This window comes from Trinickia dabaoshanensis, from assembly GCF_002879885.1.
Classification (GTDB): Bacteria; Pseudomonadota; Gammaproteobacteria; order Burkholderiales; family Burkholderiaceae; genus Trinickia; species Trinickia dabaoshanensis.
Map to the genome: position 1 here is coordinate 192,574 of NZ_PNYA01000010.1, position 15,778 is coordinate 208,351.

At 63.3% G+C, this 15,778-nt stretch carries 15 protein-coding genes; 6 read left to right on the forward strand and 9 right to left on the reverse strand.

The features are described from left to right. Positions 1-20: 20 nt before the first annotated feature. The 3 genes from C0Z18_RS13245 to C0Z18_RS13255 all read left to right on the forward strand — a co-directional run bounded on the left by C0Z18_RS13245 (position 21) and on the right by C0Z18_RS13255 (position 3,388). Positions 21-398, forward strand: a complete 378-nt coding sequence (locus tag C0Z18_RS13245; protein ID WP_102645856.1) for a response regulator — start codon at positions 21-23, stop codon at positions 396-398. 17 nt (positions 399-415) lie between these two features. Then, positions 416-2,548 carry a PAS domain-containing sensor histidine kinase gene (locus tag C0Z18_RS13250; protein WP_146014008.1) on the forward strand — a complete coding sequence of 711 codons (2,133 nt, stop codon included), beginning with the start codon at positions 416-418 and terminating at the stop codon, positions 2,546-2,548. 72 nt (positions 2,549-2,620) lie between these two features. Continuing rightward, complete coding sequence (locus C0Z18_RS13255) at positions 2,621-3,388, forward strand: response regulator (RefSeq protein WP_102645858.1); 768 nt, start codon at positions 2,621-2,623, stop codon at positions 3,386-3,388. A 16-nt stretch (positions 3,389-3,404) separates the two neighbouring features. Here C0Z18_RS13255 and C0Z18_RS13260 read toward each other — a convergent pair whose 3' ends face one another. The 4 genes from C0Z18_RS13260 to C0Z18_RS13275 form a co-directional block, all read right to left on the reverse strand. Next, complete coding sequence (locus tag C0Z18_RS13260; protein WP_102645859.1) at positions 3,405-4,358, reverse strand: LysR family transcriptional regulator; 954 nt, start codon at positions 4,356-4,358, stop codon at positions 3,405-3,407. Positions 4,359-4,392: 34 nt separating this feature from the next. Continuing rightward, positions 4,393-5,052, reverse strand: a complete 660-nt coding sequence (locus C0Z18_RS13265; RefSeq protein ID WP_102645860.1) for a cytochrome d ubiquinol oxidase subunit II — start codon at positions 5,050-5,052, stop codon at positions 4,393-4,395. Between the two features lie 254 nt (positions 5,053-5,306). Further along, entirely contained in the window at positions 5,307-6,674 is a 1,368-nt protein-coding gene (locus C0Z18_RS13270; RefSeq protein ID WP_233217304.1) for a cytochrome-c peroxidase, read from the reverse strand. 194 nt (positions 6,675-6,868) lie between these two features. Continuing rightward, the gene (locus C0Z18_RS13275; protein ID WP_102645862.1) at positions 6,869-8,533 is read right to left on the reverse strand and encodes a phospholipase C; all 1,665 of its coding nucleotides are present in this window, start codon (positions 8,531-8,533) and stop codon (positions 6,869-6,871) included. Positions 8,534-8,860: 327 nt separating this feature from the next. Here C0Z18_RS13275 and C0Z18_RS13280 point away from each other — a divergent pair, with 327 nt between their 5' ends. Then, entirely contained in the window at positions 8,861-9,673 is an 813-nt protein-coding gene (locus tag C0Z18_RS13280) for a Fic family protein (protein WP_233217305.1), read from the forward strand. Between the two features lie 131 nt (positions 9,674-9,804). Here the strand turns inward: C0Z18_RS13280 and C0Z18_RS13285 are convergent, their stop codons facing one another. Together C0Z18_RS13285 and C0Z18_RS13290 are read right to left on the reverse strand one after the other, a co-directional pair. Continuing rightward, complete coding sequence (locus C0Z18_RS13285) at positions 9,805-10,971, reverse strand: porin (RefSeq protein ID WP_102645912.1); 1,167 nt, start codon at positions 10,969-10,971, stop codon at positions 9,805-9,807. 376 nt (positions 10,972-11,347) lie between these two features. After that, on the reverse strand, positions 11,348-12,256 hold the full coding sequence (locus tag C0Z18_RS13290) for a YihY/virulence factor BrkB family protein (protein WP_102645863.1): 909 nt from the start codon (positions 12,254-12,256) through the stop codon (positions 11,348-11,350). A gap of 261 nt (positions 12,257-12,517) precedes the next feature. On the opposite strand from C0Z18_RS13290, the gene C0Z18_RS13295 reads away from it, so the two are divergent. Beyond that, positions 12,518-12,769 (forward strand): GlsB/YeaQ/YmgE family stress response membrane protein, encoded by a 252-nt coding sequence (locus C0Z18_RS13295; RefSeq protein WP_102645864.1) that lies wholly within the window; start codon positions 12,518-12,520, stop codon positions 12,767-12,769. Here C0Z18_RS13295 and C0Z18_RS13300 read toward each other — a convergent pair. Then, the gene (locus C0Z18_RS13300) at positions 12,756-13,664 is read right to left on the reverse strand and encodes a LysR family transcriptional regulator (protein ID WP_102645865.1); all 909 of its coding nucleotides are present in this window, start codon (positions 13,662-13,664) and stop codon (positions 12,756-12,758) included. The genes C0Z18_RS13295 and C0Z18_RS13300 overlap by 14 nt on opposite strands. 94 nt (positions 13,665-13,758) lie before the next feature. Here C0Z18_RS13300 and C0Z18_RS13305 point away from each other — a divergent pair, with 94 nt between their 5' ends. Then, on the forward strand, positions 13,759-14,715 hold the full coding sequence (locus C0Z18_RS13305) for a nitrilase-related carbon-nitrogen hydrolase (protein WP_102645866.1): 957 nt from the start codon (positions 13,759-13,761) through the stop codon (positions 14,713-14,715). A gap of 17 nt (positions 14,716-14,732) precedes the next feature. On the opposite strand, the gene C0Z18_RS13310 is transcribed toward C0Z18_RS13305, so the two are convergent. Together C0Z18_RS13310 and C0Z18_RS13315 are read right to left on the reverse strand one after the other, a co-directional pair. Next, positions 14,733-15,281: a GNAT family N-acetyltransferase gene (locus C0Z18_RS13310; protein ID WP_102645867.1), complete on the reverse strand. Its 549-nt coding sequence runs from the start codon at positions 15,279-15,281 to the stop codon at positions 14,733-14,735. 73 nt (positions 15,282-15,354) lie between these two features. After that, positions 15,355-15,666 carry a DUF4148 domain-containing protein gene (locus C0Z18_RS13315; RefSeq protein WP_102645868.1) on the reverse strand — a complete coding sequence of 104 codons (312 nt, stop codon included), beginning with the start codon at positions 15,664-15,666 and terminating at the stop codon, positions 15,355-15,357. Positions 15,667-15,778: the final 112 nt, after the last annotated feature.

Sequence of the window (15,778 nt, forward strand, 5' to 3'; positions counted from 1 at the left end):
CGGGCATCGTGGCGAGGCGAATGGATACTGTGAGTGCGGACAAAATTCTGGTGATCGAGGACGATCCGGTGATGCGCGAGTTGATCGTCGCGACCCTGCTCGATGCGGGTCGCGCGGCCACGGCCTCGCTCGCCGAAGCCCGCGCCGGCGCGGCGCCGAAACTGCTCGTGGTCGATCTCGGCGAACCGAAGACGCACGGGGCGAATAGCTTGCGCGCGTGGCGCGCGCGTTTTCCGAATGCGCGTATCGTTGCCATCTCCGGCCGTTTCCGGTTCAATGCGGCCACGGCGGCCTCCGTTGCGCGGCAACTCGGCGCCGACCGAGTGCTCGCAAAACCGCTCGACTGCGCCGCGCTCGTCGCCAACGTTGGAGAACTCATGGGCCAGCCCGTCCAGTAACGCCTGCCTTTCGAACTGTGTCCACCCCCACTCCCGGCAGGCCCGCCGGACAATACGACGGCTGGCCGATACATAGCCGTTATCGCACGACCGTCGCGGGCGGCCTGTTGCTCGTTGCGCTCGTGTGCATCGCAGCTTGGCATCACGTGCGTCAGGCCCGCGAAACCGCGCTTGCCGACGGTCATCGCACCATCGCGCTCGTCGCGCGCGTGTTGGCCGATCGTCTCGGCGGCGCGGTGGATCGAACCCCGCCCGCGCTGCGCTACGAAGCCGATTCTTGCCCCGCGCTGCTCGCCCGCTTGGGCGACATGGCGCGCGACGAACGCTTGCTGCTGACGTTCTCGGGCAGCGGCGCCCATAGCGGCTTTCGATGCTCGGCGGGGGCATCGCTGCGGCAAGATGAACTAAGCGGCTTGGAAACCGTGCAAATGCCGGTGCCCGGCCATCCGCTGACGCTCGAGGTGGGCCGTCCGCGCTCGGACATCCTGCGCGAGTGGCGCGGCGACGCGTGGACCACGCTCGTGCGTACGTTGGCGATTTCCGCGTTCGTGCTCGCCCTGCTTTACGTGATGGTGCGTCAGGTCCGCCGCCAGGCGCTCGCCAACAGCGAGCTTGCGGCCGGCGAGCAGCGTTGGCGCGCCGTGTTCGACGAGGCACCCGTCGGCATCGTCATGCTGCAGCCGAACCAGCCCTACATGGTGGCCAACCCCGCGTTCAAACGGATGGTGGGCTATTCGATAGACGAATTGCAGCAACTGGGCGCCTCCGACATTACGCACCCCGACGACATCGAACTCATGCAAGCCAAGATTGGCGAACTCGAGCGCGGGGAGCGTTCGTCGGTGAAGTTCGAGAAGCGCTATCTGCATCGGGACGGTCACGTCATTTGGACGGAGATCACGATCTCGCGCCTTTCCGAAAGCGGCGCGCTGGGCGGGATGCTCGTGGCCGTGATCGACGACGTGAGCGCGCGCCGCGAGGCCGAGGTGGAGCGGCTGCGACTCGAGGCGCAATTGCGCCAGTCGCAAAAGCTCGAGGCGCTGGGCACGTTCGCGGGCGGTATCGCCCACGACTTCAACAATATCTTGAGCGCGATCGTCGGCTACGGGGAGCGCGTGTTCCGGGCGCTCGGCGCCGATTCGCCGCTACGGCACGACGCGCAGCAAGTGCTCAACGCGGGCATGCGGGCGAGCCTATTGGTCGAGCGTATTCTCGCGTTCAGCCGCAGCGGTATGACGGCTCGCCTGCCGGTCCACGTGGAACAGGTGCTCGTCGAGACCGTGGAGCTGTTCAAGGCAAGCCTGCCGCCTGAAGTCTCGGTCACGCTCGAACTCGGCGCGCCGCAGGCCTATGTGCTGGGCGATCCCACACACTTGCACCAGGTCGTGATGAACCTTTGCAGCAACGCGCGGCACGCGCTGCATGGGCAGGGATCGATCGGCGTGTCGGCGCGGGAAATGTCCACCGTTCGAGCGTTGACGTTGACCTCGGGCCCGCTTCAACCGGGCCGCTATGTGCGCATTTGCGTGGCGGATACGGGGGCCGGCATCAGCCCCGCGGTTCAGGAGCGCATGTTCGATCCGTTTTTCACGACGCGCAAGACAGTCGGTGGGACCGGGCTAGGCCTTTCTTTGGTCGACGGCATCATCAAGGAGTACGGCGGCGCCATCGAGGTCGAGAGCGAAGTGGGACAAGGCGCCCGGTTCGACGTCTATCTGCCGTTGTCGGACCAGCGTCCGGCGGTGATCCCGCGGCAAGCCATCGAGACGAAGCGTGGAAACGGCGAGACGATCTTACTGGTGGACGACGAGCACACACTGGTCGAACTGTGCGAGGACCTGCTGGCCGAGCTCGGCTATGAACCGCTTGGATTCACCTCGCCGCTCGATGCTTGGGAAGCGTTCCTCGCCGACCCGTCGCGTTTCGATCTCGTACTCACCGACCACTCCATGCCGGAGATGACCGGTACCGAATTGATCGAAAAAATACGGACCGTGCGCGCGGACTTGCCGGTCCTGCTCATGAGCGGGTACGGCACCGCGGTCGCCGAGCAAGAGTCGCGGACGCTGGGCGTGCATTCCGTGTTGAAAAAGCCGGTGTTGCTCGTCGACTTGGCCGTCGCGGTGCGCGATGCGCTCGCGCGCGATTGATTCGCCCGCTCCGGCGGCCGAACGGGCGCTTCCTACTATAATTTTTCTTTGCGTAGTTCCAAGCTGCCCTCCATGAACGACATCAACCCGGCCCATGTACTCGTGGTCGACGACGACGAAGCGGTGCGCGATCTCATCGCCGCCTATTTGAGCGAGAACGACATGCGCGTGAGCGTCGCGGCCGACGGCAAGCAAATGGCCGAGGTGCTCAAGGACGAGGCCATCGACCTCGTCGTGCTCGATCTGCGCTTGCCGGGCGAGGATGGCATCGACATCGCGCGCAAGATCCGCGAATGCTCTTCGTTGCCGATCATCGTCGTATCGGGCCGTCGCGATGAAGCCGACCGCGTCATGGCGTTGGAATTGGGCGCCGACGATTATCTGACCAAGCCCTTCAGTTCGCGCGAATTGCTTGCTCGCGTGCGGGCGCTGCTGCGCCGCTCGGCGGCCGCGGTCGCGCCGAGCGGGCGTCAACTCGACGCGCGCGCCTACCGCTTCGCGGGCTGGCAGCTCAATATCGGCACGCGCAAACTCACGACGCCCGCGGGCGAGAACGTGCCGCTGACCAACGGCGAGTTTTGTCTGCTGAGCGCTTTTTTGTCCGCGCCGGGCCGGGTGTTGACGCGCGAACAACTGCTCGAAGCGAGCCGCTTGTACGACGATGTCTACGACCGGTCGATCGATGTCCAAATTTTGCGTTTGCGGCGCAAGATCGAGGAAAACCCTTCGCGGCCCGAATTCATCAAGACCGAACGCGGCGCCGGGTATGTATTCTCGGCCGCGGTGGAAAAGTTGAGCCGGGCCGGCGCATGGGACGACGGCGGCGAAGCGGACCGATGATTCGGCCAATCCCGCATCACGCGTTTTGCGGTTCGGCGATGAGGCTCGTGAGCGATCTTTGATCGCGCGCCAGCGCGGGCGGCAGGTACTCGCGCATGAAGTCGGACCAGCTCCGCGTTCTTGCGTCGAGGTAGCGGCGCGATGGAAAGAGCGCGCAGATATCCTTCGTCTCGAGCATGTACTCGGGGAGCACGCGCACGAGCGTGCCCGCGCGCAATCCGGCCAGCGCGGAATAGACGGGTAGCGGTCCGATGCCCATGTCCGCGCGAATCGCTCCGGCCAGCGACTCGGCCATATTCATCCGAAACACGCTGTTGATCGCGATGCGCTCGCTTCGGCTGCCGTCCGCCTTCTCGAGCGTCCATTCGCGCGGCGAAAACGTGGGGGTGCTCAATGCGAGGCAATCGTGCTCGATGAGGTCGCCCGGACGATCGGGCGTGCCGCGCGCGTCGAGGTAGGCTTGCGACGCGCACAGCACGCTGTAAGTCGAACCGAGTCGATGCATGACGATTTCGGAGTCGCGCAAACTGGAGACGGCGAGGATGGAGGTATCGCACGTGCCGTCGAACAAGTCGGGCAGGGTCTGCGACAGTTGAAGCTCGATCCGCACGTCGGGATAGAGCCGGCGATACGCGTGAATCGCGGGAACGACATAGTGCTGACCGAAACTGGCGAAGCTATGAATCCGCAATACCCCTTGCGCGCGGCTGCTAGCTTCGCATACCTCTTGCTCCGCCGCCTCGACCGCGTTCACGATCTTTCGGCAGTGTTCCAGATAGTTGCGCCCGGCATCGGTCAAAGTAATGCGGCGCGTGGACCGAGTCAGTAGACGAATGCGCAAATGCTGCTCGAGCTCGCTCACCGCTTTCGACGTCGATGCCGCGCTCATGTCGAGCAAGTCGGCCGCGGCCGTGAAACTGCCCGAGTCGACGACTTGCACGAAAGTCCGCATGTTCTGCAAGGTATTCATAATCCGTTTCCATCAATCCGAATTCAATCCGGCTTCAATCCGAATGAAGCGTTGCATGAGGTGCGAAGGCGGCGGCGAACATCGCGGCGAGCACTCCGATCGTCAAAGGCGTGAGACGGCCGAGCGCCGCGCAGGCGAAACGCTGCAGATCGGGATCGCCTTGCAGCGCGAGCCAGCCCGCGCCCAACAGGGCATAGCAAAGCGCCGCGCCCACGCCGCACCACAGTGGAAATACGCTCGCCCACGCCAACTCGTTGCCGACGTGGGATATGCGCCCGAACGGCACGCTCTTCACGCAGGTGCCGATCGCGACGCCCTGCGCGAAGGCGGCGAGCAGTGAGCCGGCGAACAGCAGCGGGTGCCACACCCGGGGAGACGCATGCGTTTGGCGGCGAAACTCGAGGGCGATGCCGCGCACGAGCAAGCCGGCGAGGATCGCCGCAAGCGGGGCATGGAGCGCGGGAAGCGAAATCGAATAGATGGCCGGGAATACGCCGAATAAGAGGGTGCCCGCTGTCATGAGCCAGATCCCAAGGCCGTCCCAGACCGGGGCGATCGAGGCGACGATTCGGATGCGGCGCGAGGCGCTCGTGGTCAAGCCGCTGAGGATGCCGGCGCCGAGATCGAAGCCGTCTAGCACGAGGTAGGCAGCGAGGCCAAAGGCCAATTGGGCCGGCCATAACCAGGCGAGCATGATTTTCTTCGCGATGAGCGATTAAACGCCGACGAGCAAACGGCCACCTAAGTGGGGTTGAATGCAGTTTGGTTTTCGTCTGTTGCGGCCCGATTGCGATTCGGCATGCGCCCGTTACATTCGTAACCGGCGACGCGAGCGGCGGGAGAGGGGGGAGGGGCGGTCCAGCGAAGACATTGCGGCCCGTGTCCGTAATGTCTCATGCGTGGGCGGCGCGCGCGTTCGAGGTGCGCGCCGCTTCGATCAAACGTCTTTCAGTGCCCGGCGCCCGGCTGATAGCCGTCCGTGAGTGTGTTCAGGAACGCGATGATGTCCTTGATGTCGGCGTCGGTCATCGCCGGCGCGTCTCCCTGCTTGCGATCGAACGGTGCGTCGGCCGTATCGATATTGGCGTGGTACTTCGCGGGCAGATCGTCGTACTTCATGACGTGCCCCTGCGCATCGTGCGGATAGATCTTGCCCGGCTCGATCTCGCGCAGGTTGTAGAAGTTCATGACCTCATCGAGCGAGTGGTAGACGCCGTTGTGAAAGAACGCATGGCGCGTGGCTGCATTGCGCAGCGTCGGCGTGAGGAACATACCGCAGTACTGGGTTTGCGATGCGAGATCGGTGCGATGGGGACCGCATACGCCCATGTCGTAGTAACCGGCGGTGCGGTTGACCGCGAGCGCGCCGTTGCGCGGTACGCCGAGCGCTTCGTACTGATAGTCGGTAAACATCGGCGGCTGTCCGTCGCGCGAAGGCTTCGACAGATGGCAGCCGGCGCAGTTGGCTTTGGCCGGATCGTTGAATAGCTGCAGGCCGTGCAATTCGGCACGCGTGAGGCGCGCGCGGCCCTCGAGCCAGTAATCGTACTTGCTCGAGTACGGATGGAACGAAGGATCTTCGACTTGGTAGCGCGCGACGGCAAACATCGCTTCCGACAGCAACAGGCGCGAGTCGTTGAAGATGTTCGGCCCGAATAGTTGCTGCAGTTGCTCGCGGTAAGCGCCGTGCTCGAATTTGGCCGCGACATCGGCTTCGCTCTTGTTCGCCATCTCAACGGGATTCATGAGCGGGCCGAACGCTTGCGCCTGCAAAGTATCGGCGCGGCCGTCCCAGAACATCCCGCCTTGCGGCACCATCGCGGGGGCCGCGGGTGCCGCGCCTGCCGTTTTCTGTGCGCGCGCGACGCCCGATGCCGCAGCCGCTTCCTGCGCGAAATTCGCCGCGGTATCCGCATCGGCGGTGTCCGGTCCGATACTGAAGTTCGGTTGCCGATTCAAGTACATCAACGAGGGCGGTGGGCGATCGCCTTGCAACGTCATCGAAGGCCCGCCGAATTGGACGGGCAGGGCGTTCGGCGGCCCGTAGGCATGCGCGGGGCTATGGCACGACGCGCACGAGAGCTTGCCCGAGGCCGACAGACTCTGATCGAAGAAAATCTGCTTGCCGAGTAGCGCCATGGCGCTCAGCGGCGCGACGGCGGGGCGCTGCAGCCGCACCGGATGGGGGTTGGCGCCCGTCAATTGCTCCACGATATCGCCGACGGCGGCCGGTGCGCGCTCGGGGTAGGCCAACGCCCATGCACAGGCGAGCACCGCTGCGATCACGACACCCGAAGCGGTGACGCGAACGAGCATCTTGCGGCGGCGGGAAGAATCGCCGCGATCGGCGGGCGGATTGGGCAAGGCGGAATCGAGCGGCTGCATCGTGTCGGTGATGAAACGTGAAGTGCTTCTCTAGCAAAAAACCACAGCCCGTTGCCGGGCTGTGGGGACTCATCGTTGCGCCGGCGCGGTTCGACCCGTACCGGCGGCGAGCGGCGTGGCGCGGTTTAGCTCTTCGGCGCCGTGCTCACCTGCGTACCCAGCGTCGGGTCGAGGAACAGCGGCGTCGTACGCGGCGCGCTCGAGAAGTCGAACATGCTCATGATGCTGCCGGCCGTGGCATCGAACGAACCGCCGCCGATGCGCTGACCGCCGAGCCAGTTGTCCTCGATGAAGCGGACGACGGATGCTTGCGAAACGAGCGTGTGGTCGACGTAGTTCTTCTTCGCGTACGGCGAGATCACGACGAACGGGATGCGCGTGCCCGGACCGCAGCGGCCGTTCACGGGCAGACCGTTCAGGCCGGCCGGTGCCGTACCCGTGCCGCAGATGCCGCTGCCGTTCAACTGATCGGCGCTCGAGAACGAAGCCGACGTCGGCGTGACGTACTGGTGGTCGTACCAGCCGTCCGAGTCATCCCATGCGACGATCACGGCCGTGTTTTGCCAGTCGGGTTGTTGCTCGAGGAAGTTCACGACCTTCGTGACGAACGCTTGCTCGTCGAGCGGATCCGAGTAGCCGGCGTGGCCGTCTTGGTAAGCGGGGGCCTTCACGAAGCTCACCGACGGGAAGTTGCCGGCGCTGACGGCGGCGAAGAAATCGTCGGAGTCGTACTGGTGGTTCGCGGGATCGACGGTCGACGTGTTGGGCACGTTCGTGTAGCCGACCGCGGCCATCGACGTCGGACGCGCGTGCGTCGGATTCGAAGTCGACTGGTAGTACTGGAACCAGTTGTGGTGCGGGATGTAATCGGCGGTTGCGGCACCCACGACGGTCGACGTCGTGCTGCGCGCGCAGCCCGTCGTACCGTTGCTGTTCGTCGTCGACAGGTTGAAGCCGCCCATGAAGCCGCCCCACGTGATGCTCTTCGCGTTCAGCAGGTCGCCGATGTTCTTGCCTTGCATCATGGCTTGGTCGGTCGTGCTCGAGCACACGTCGGAGCCCGGATCGACGTCGTTGATCATCGTCAAGCCGCCTTGGCCGTCGGCCGTGTAGTACGACGAGCGCGACGATTTGACGATCTGCATGCCGTTCGTTTGACCGGCGACGACTTCGAGCGCGCCGGGCGTCGACGGGCCATACGTGTCCGTGTAGGCGTTATCGCTCATCGCGTAGTTCTGCGCGTAGTTCCACAGCGCCGTCACGGTATTGCCGTCGTAGTAGCCCATGACCTGGCCCGTCGTGCCGAATGCGCCGGCGCCGCCGCTCGTGCCGCGACCCGTGTACTTCGGGAAAAGGTCCATGAGGCCGTTGTCGTACGCTTGCTCTTCGGCCGTGTACGCATGGTTTTGATCGGCCGTGGCCGCTTGCGTGCGGTCGAGGCGGAACGGGTTCGATGCGCCCGTGCCGTTCGCGGCATTCGTCGAGTTTCCGTTAGCCGTCAAAAGTGTACCGGTCAAGCCGTTGACCGTCGGCGTGCCTGCCGCTGCCGTGAATGCCGGTTCACCCGTCGGGTTCGTTGCGTTGGGGTAGGTCGCGAAGTAGTGGTCGAACGAGACGTTTTCCCCGTAGATCACCACCACGTGTTTGATCGGCGTTGCCGTTGCGATCGAGTCTTGCGCGGAGACCGCCACGCTTGCAGGGGTGGACGGGCTGTTGCTGCTGCCGCATGCGGCCAGCACGGCGAGCGATGCAACGGCCACTGCAACGGGGAGAAGCTTACGGCGAAACATGGGGACGCACTCCTGGTTTGCCGTCGCCGCGCCTTCCTCGCCGAGTTCGTCATTCGATCCCGGGAGAATGAAAGCGAAGGAAAGTGCGGTGGACGGTGGTTATTTTTCGGAAGAACGGCGCATTGGACCATGCGTGTGTTAAGCGTCCGCGACACATAGCTTTCGACTCTATTTCTTAACCTTTCGATTTCATTTGTGGTGGCGTGATGGCGCGCGGGCATGCGGCGTGGCCCCGGGTGAGTGGCCGGAAGGGCGCCGAAACCGGCTACGGTATGATGTGCATCGTCAACGGCTTAGCGCCGAAAATGCATGGTTGAGGTGAAGGTGATGACGCTTTTCGAGGCGCTTGGGTTTCAATGGGATCGCGCTGCTGTTCCGAAAGACATTCCGCGGTACTCGCTCGAGCGAGTCAGCTTCCGTTTCCACAAGATGTTGCCGGAGTTCGTCTGGGATGCCGGTGTCCTCGAGGGTAACCCGTTCACTTTTCCGGAAGTGAAGACCTTGCTGGACGGAATCACGGTGGGCGGCCGCAGGATCTCCGACCAAGAGCAGATTTTGAATTTGGTCGAGAGCTCGAAGCTGCTGCTCAAGCTGGTGAGAAGCGGACAGTTCTGCTTGGACAAGCAAACATTCGTGCATTTGCATGGCCTCGTCGCACGCAACGAAGCGTTGGAATGGGGGCATTTCAGGGGGGAAGGGGATGAGTGCAACTACACCCCGGACGTCGGTTTGGGAGAGCAAGGGCGCTATACGCCCTTGCCTACGGTCAAGGGCGGGGCGAATCTAGACGCGGCATTTAGCCGTGGCCTGGCCGCGCTCAACGACGAAGTGCCCGACGCTTTCGAAAAGGGCGCGGCGTTTTTCCTGTTCGGCGCGCTGCAGCAGTTCTTCTTCGACGGAAACAAGCGGACATCCCGCTTCATGATGAACGGCGTACTGATGTCTCATGGCATCGACGCCATCAGTATCCCCGCCGCAAAGGCGCAGGTCTTCAACGAGAAGATGATTCGCTTCTATCTAAAGCGCGATGCTACTGAAATGGTGCGATTTCTCGTGGATTGCCACCCCGAGGCCCGGCAAACGCCAGAGCCGGCACCCGGCCTGCCGCCGGCTCCGTCCGATTCCCATGCGGACGAGTGATCGATTCGCCGTTCGTTAAGGATTCGCGAAGGACCCATGCGGCAATAAAAAAAGCCAACCGGAGCGACTCCGGTTGGCTTGATACGGCGTACTGCTAGCTATTGTTCTCGTCGATTGCTCGAGCGAGTTTGTTAGAACTTGTGGCGCAGGCCCAGAGCGACGAGCTCTTGGCTGTTCGTGCCGCTGTAGCCGTACGAGCCGATCGACGCTTGGGCAGGAATGCTGCCGCCGGCGCCGTCACCCGTATTGCCGCTGGCGTGCTGATATGCGCCAACGAGGTACACGTCGGTGCGCTTCGACAGGTTGTAGTCCGCGCCCAGCGAAGCTTGGTGATACGTCGCCGACGTGTCGCCGCTCGCCTTCATATACGTGTAGCCCAGGCCCAGCAGCAGAGCCGGCGTTGCTTGGTAGTTGAAGAAGCCGCTACCCGAGTTGTACTTTTCGGTCGAACCGAAACCCGAGAACGCATCGGGCTTGTACTGCGCGTTGCTGTAGCTCAGACCCATCGTGAACGGACCGACCGTGTATTGACCGGCAACGCGCGCGATGCCGATCGACTTCGCCGTTTGGTAGCCGTCGTTGACCGGATCGACGTCGAATGGGCCGTCCGACGTACCGTTCCACGTCGTGCGATGGTTAGCCGTCAGCGTGTTCGTGTTGTCTGCGTGGAAGTAGCCGGCAGCTACAGCGATCGGACCGTTGGTATACGAAGCCGCGAGCGACCACGTTTGGCCAGAGCCCGTCGAACCCGCGACGCCGCCGAACGCATACATGCCCTCGGCTTGGAAGCCGGCGTAGTTCTGCGACACGTACTTGATCGCGTTGTTCGTACGCGAGCTGTTGTCGTAGTTGTCGACGTCGCCCGGCGTGGCGAACGCGCTACCGAAGTAGTTGTCGGCCGTGATGCCTTGGACCATGTCGACAACCGGGTCGTACTGGCGGCCCAGCGTCAACGTACCGTACGTTTGGCTCGTCAGGCCGACGAAGGCTTGACGGCCGAATTCGCGGCCGCCTTGGCCCAACGTGCCGTTTTGCGGGTTGAAGCCGTTTTCCAATTGGAAGATGGCTGCCAGGCCGCCGCCCAGATCTTCTTGACCCTTGAGGCCCCAGCGCGTGCCGGCCAAGTCGCCGCCGCTCGTATTGCCGAGCGCCCACAGGTTCTTATTGCCTTGGGCGTTGTGCACGTACGTGAGCGACTCGTCGATTACGCCATAAAGCGTGACGCTCGATTGAGCGTGCGCGGCACCGGCAGCGCCGAGCAGGGCGAGCGAGAGGGTTGACAGAGCGATTTTTTTCATCATTTCTCCACGCGAAGCGTTTATTAGACTGTTGCGGGAAGGAGAATAGCGCAACGTCATTGAAAGGTTGAATGGAAAAAAACGCACTGTCGTCAAAAGGAAACACGCGCGCCGATAGCGCGCAAAAATGGCATATAGGATTATTGTTGACTTTGAAATACTGAATTAGAGAAAGCGCAAAACTGCGGCGCAATTGCACAAGTTTTCCCAACGTCTGGGCACCGCGCACAGCTTGGGTTCCAAACGTGCCGCGGAGAAGCAGCGCGGCGCGATGGATCGGTGCGCAGCGCACATCTATGCGGCACGATGCCCTACGACGGGACGAATATGGCGACTAGACAAACTCAACCGAATATGTCTTAGCGTGCGGTGCAATTTAATGATCAGTCTTATCGGTCTGTCCACGCAATTGCACTCGCCCGTGGCGCCGCCCACGCGCCGCCGCGTATTCGGCGCCGAGCAATAGCACCGCGGCGGAAAAGTACAGCCACATCAACAACACCGCGAGCGATCCGGCGGCACCGAACGCATTCGAGAGTCCGGCATGTGCGAGATAAAGCGCGAACAGTTTCTTGCCGGCGGTGAACAGGAATGCGGCGACGACTCCGCCCGTCAAAGCGTCGTGCCATGCGACACGGGCATCGGGCAAGAATTTGAGCAGCGCGGCGAAGGCGAACGCCAATACGACGATGCCGAGCACGAGTTGCAAGATGTTGCCGATGACGACGAACGGGGTGCCGCCCAACAGCCAGTCGCCGATGTAGGTGACGACGGTATCGAGTACGAGCGAAACGATCGCGAGAAAGGCGACGCCGAGGACCAGGCCGAATGAAATCAATCTAACCTTGACGAGTGCGATCACGCTCGAGACGCGCTGCGACGCATCGGCCGGCCATACCACCGACAGCGCTGTATTGAGCGAGGCGAACGTCGCCGAAGCGCCTAGCGCGAGCGCGGCGAACGAAATGACGGCGGCCAGCCCGCCCGAGCCGCTGTTCGAGCGCGCGTTGACCACGATCATTTGGATGGCGGCGGCCGCTTCGTCGCCGATCAACAAATGCGCATCCTGAAAGATCTGTCCGCGTATCGCATTGGTGCCGAAGAACCAGCCGGCCACGGCAATCACCATGACGAGCATCGGTGCAAGCGAGAAAGCCGAGTAAAAGGCGATGCCGGCCGCCATCGTCGTGCAGCGGTCATTGCCGAAGTGTTGCACCGCATCGACGGCGCAAGCCCCCTCGGTGCGCGCGGCACTCGGCAAACGATTCAGCGAGAAAGAAGTCATGGATCGATCCCCGTGCGTTTGCATCGTACTTGCTTGCAACCGTTGCAGGCAGCATGCCCGCATCGTCCGCACGAGGATTGCCGCCCACCGCAAGCGCCAGCGTGCAGGCGACCGTGCGCGAAAAGCCTCGCATTTAACAAAAATTTACCGCTGCGCCCGGCTCGACCGACTAGAGTGCAGGATTGCCCCCTTTTTATTTTGTCGAGGGGCAAATCAATCGACCCATGCAACACGGGTCAACGATCCGAAGCGGGGGAAACTATGCAACACGGAATCATTGCCTGGCTCATCATCGGCGCCATTGCCGGATGGCTGGCCGGTCTGCTCGTTAAAGGCAGCGGCTTCGGCATCGTCGTCGATATCATCGTCGGCATAGTCGGCGCCTTCATCGGCGGTTGGCTGGCCGGTATCCTTCACCTTTCGATCGGCGGCGGATGGATCAGCTCGATCATCACGGCGGTCATCGGCGCGGTGATTCTGCTTTTCGTCATTCGATTGTTCAAGCGATCGTAGCGACCGCGGCCGGCGCGGCGCGCTGGCGTTTGAGCGCGGCGCGCGCGAACGCGACGAAGTGGCGGGTGACGACATCCTCACGGCCTGCTTGCCAGGCCAGGCCGACGCGCCAGCGCGCGTGCGGCCCTTGGAGCGTGAGCACCGTGGCGTCGCGCAGGAGATGACCCATACGCGAAGGGACGAACGCGACGCCTACGCCCGCCGCGACCGTTGCCAGCACCGATTGCACGTCCTGTGCTTCTTGCACGATCCGCGGGATGAAACCGCGCTCGGCACACCAGCGATCGACCTGGTCGGCCGTTCCCGCTTGCCGCGCCCGCGTGAGCGCAACGAAGCCGATCTCGTTCAGGACGTTCAAATCGGCCGGTAGCCGCTTGATCTTCGCTTCTTGCGGGATCGCCAGTGCCAGCGATTCCTCGACGATCGGAAACGTGGCGAGTTCATCGCTGCTCGATATGCGCATGAAGCCGACATCGAGCGTGCCGGCAAGCAGCCGGCGCGTTTGTTCGGCCGACGAGAGATCGACGAGCGTCACGTTCACGTTCGGATGCAAGCGCCGGAAGTCGGCAATCAAGCGCGGGGCAATCGTGAGCACCGAGAGACACAGGCCCACGCGAAGGCGGCCGCGCTTGCCGCCGCTCGCCTCTTTTGCGCGCAGCAACATGTCGTCCGCATCGCGCACGAGTGCGGTGGCGTCGGGCAAAAAGTCGGCGCCGAAACGCGTCAACTGCGCGCCGTGCCTGCCGCGTTCGAATAGCCGCGCGCCGAGGCTCGTTTCGAGCGCGCCGATCTGCTTGCTCAATGCTGGCTGGCTCGTGTGCAGGGCATCGGCGGCACGGCCGAAGTGCCCGAGTTCGGACACGGTCAGGAATGCGCGGAGGAGTTTGAGTTCCATTCGATAAAAGAATCGAACCGGTAAAAGCATTCATTTTACTAATCGATGGTGCGGCGATCCAATAGCGATATTGCATCGCCGATTCGCTCACGCCATGTCCAGCCCTTCCGCTTTACCGCTTCGTGTCGCCGCTTTGCCTTTCGCGTCGGCGTGCGCAGCGCGAGAAAAGCCGCCGTTCGCCGCGATCGCCGAGCGGCTGAACGAACTCGCCCGCGAGCACGTGAGCTTGGCCGTATTTCCCGAGATGAGCCTGGTGGGCGCCGCCCGCATGGAGCGGCTGCGCCGCACTGAACTCGAAGCGCTCTCGGAGCCGCTCGACGGGCCTTCGATCGCCGCCGTCTCGCGCGCGGTCGAAATGAGCGGCGTGGCGGCGGGCGTCGGATGGATCGAGCGCGCGAACGACGGCGCGCTCTACAACAGTTACGTCGTATGCATGCCCGACGGTGCGCGGCATGTCCATCGCAAGCTGTACCCGATGGAGAGCCCGCATTTGCGCAGCGGGGCGCTGTTCGACGTGTTCGATACGCCGTGGGGGATCAAGATGAGCATCTTGATCGGCGCGGACAATTACATGCCGGAGAATGCGCGTGTGGCGGCGCTCAAGGGCGCGACTTTGCTCGTTGCGCCGCATCGCAGCAGCGTCGGGCCCGGCGTTTCGCTTCGGCCCGACTGGTTGGCGCGTTCCATACCGGCACGCGCGGGCGAGAACGGGATGTTCGCTGTACTTTGCGATGCCCGGGCGGAACCGAGAGGCGCATGCAAGCCCGGCGAGGCGATGATCGCCGATCCGTGCGGCGTCGTGATTGCGCGAGGCGAGCACCCGGAACGCCCGATGGCGACCGCGTCCATCGATCCCGAACTTGCGCGGCACAGCGAGGCACGCCGCTGGCTGACCGCGCGCAGGCCGGAATTGTATGCCTCGTTGATCGCCTCGGAAGCGAAGGAGGGGGGCGATGCGCGACCCTGGGCGCAGCCAGAACGAGAGGTGCGCGCGCGCGGGTCCGTGGCGGTGAGCTTCGCGGTCGTCGGACGAAAGCGGCCGATCCGGTAGTGCCGGACCGACCGCACCTATCGGCGATCGGTACGCAAGAGTCCGTAAATGGCGCCGTCCGAGATCTCGTCGTCGATGATCCAGCGTTCGCGTAGTAAGCCTTCTTTGACGAAGCCGAGGCGTTCGAGCACGCGTGCCGAAGGCGTATTGCGCGGATCGATTTCCGCTTCCAGGCGATGCAGCCGCAACAGGTCGAACGCGCAATCGACGGCCGCTCCCGCGGCTTCGGTCATATAGCCGTGGCCCCAGAACGGACGATGCAAACCGAAGCCGATTTCCGCGCGTTTGGAGACTAGGTCGGCATTGAACAGACAGCAGGTGCCGATCGTTTCGTTGGTCGCCGTAAGATCGATGGCCCAGAAAATCTCCGTTTGGGTGACCGAGCCTTGCATGCGGCGGGCGACATAGTCGACGGCCTGTTCGTAGCGCTTCATCACGGGAAAGGACCAGTAGCGCATGAACTCCACATCCGAATACATGGCGAACAGGGGGCTGGCATCTTCCGTTCGCAGGGGGCGCAGCGTCAGGCGCGCCGTGGATAGCGTGGAGACATCGTGTAGCGGCATGTGAATTCGTTCTTTGGCAGGCGCATCGATGCTTCGCAGTGTATACCGGCAGGTGGTCCGCATTAAGCGGCGGCTAATCCGGCTGCATGCCTCGACACTGCGCGTCGTACCACCGATCGACCTGATGCTGGGCTGCTTGCAGGTCTTCCGGATAGTACGGATCGAAGAACGGCGACGGTTGGTATCCGGCTTCTTCGAGCGCGGCCAATTCGCTCAAGTTGCGTTCGCGTGTGAGCGGCGCGCCGTTTTTCAGCGCCGTTAGATCGCGGCACTGTGCGGCGCTCAGCGGGGCGTAGCCGCTTTGCGGCGCGCCCTGGACAGCGCAGCCGGCAAGCGACAACGTCAATACGCAAAGGAGCGTGATCGTGTGCGACGTGTATTTCATCTCGGGCCTCCTGACGATGACCACGAGTTTCTCACGCAAAGGGTATTCCCCGCTGGCGCGAGTCCGATGAAAAGCAGCCGCCGGGTAGACGATGTGCGGACGGCCGGATGAT